The 1,379-nt window shown below is 38.4% G+C and carries 1 pseudogene; it reads left to right on the top strand.

What is annotated here, in order from left to right:
• Positions 1-1,379: pseudogene (locus tag ACFINY_RS09695) on the top strand (hypothetical protein); the annotation flags it as partial.

Here is a 1,379-nt window from a genome sequence, read left to right as displayed (position 1 = left end):
AAGACTACAGCACCCGTTTCCCTCCATAATGTTAAAGATGGGAAAATTGCTGAAGATTCGCATGATGCGATCAATGGGAACCAAATTAATAAAATATCTGGAGATATAGCAAATTATTTTGGTGGTGGTGCCTCGTTCGAAAATGGTGCTTTTAAAGGACCAAACTATAGTTTATCTGTTATTGTTGAAGATGGTCAGGTGGCAAAAGCCAATTATCATGATGTTGGCTCAGCTTTGAGTGGTCTCGATGCAAATGTGAAGAGTGTGAATAGTCATCTCACGAATGTGGTCAATAATTTTACACAAAAAATCAATGATATTACACAAGAAGTCAAAGGGGATGCTTTGTTGTGGAGCAATGATGAGCAGGCATTTGTAGCACAGCATGGAGCAGACAAAGAAAATAGCAAAATTAAGTTTCTTGCTAATGGAGATATTTCTGAAGATTCAACCGATGCTATAAATGGTTCGCAACTTTATTTGATGAGTAATCAGCTTGCTGCATATTTTGGTGGTGGCGCTGGCTATAATAATGGAGAATGGACTGCTCCTACTTTCAAGATAGCACAATTCAAGGCTGACGGGAGCTCTGGTGAAAAGAAGGATTATCATAACGTTGCCAGTGCTTTTGACGGCGTAAGTGAGAGTATGTCTAAGATAAACGACCGTATTCAAAGTGTTGAAAACAATGTCTCGTCCAATGGTTTAAATTGGAATGAGCAGAAAAAAGCTTATGACGCTAGCCATGATGGTCAACCAAGTAAGATTATCAATGTAGCAGATGGTAAAATTGCAGAAGGTTCAAAAGATGCAGTCAATGGTGGACAGCTTTGGGAAACCAACGAACGTATCACTGGCGTTGAAAAAGATATTAAGCATATTGAAAACAGAGTCGACAATATTTCCACTACGGTTACGAATATTGGTGAAACGGTTTTCAATATTGAAGACAGAGTTGATAATATTGAGAACACGGTTAATAATCTTTCTGATGGTGCAGTTAACTATGATAAAGATGCTGATGGTAAAAAAACCAATAAGATCACTCTAAAAGGTGGCAACGAAAGTGAACCTGTTATGATTGATAATGTTGCCAATGGTCGCATTGAACAAGGTTCGAAAGAAGCTGTGAATGGTGGTCAACTACATGATTACACTCAGCAACAGATGAAAATTGTTCTCGATGATGCAAAAAAATATACGGATAGTCGGGTGGATAATATTGTTATTAATGCCATTGATGATGCTGTTGATCGGTCTGACCGATATACAGATATGAAGTTTAATATTTTAAGTTATGACATTAAGAGCGTACGGAAAGAGGCAAGGCAAGCAGCCGCCGTTGGTCTAGCAGTATCCAACCTACGTTACTTTGACGA

Source organism: Bartonella sp. AA23NXGY (genome assembly GCF_042197165.1).
Taxonomy (GTDB): Bacteria; Pseudomonadota; Alphaproteobacteria; order Rhizobiales; family Rhizobiaceae; genus Bartonella.
The sequence above is the reverse complement of the archived record's forward strand: the minus strand, read 5'-3'. Positions and strand labels throughout refer to the sequence as shown.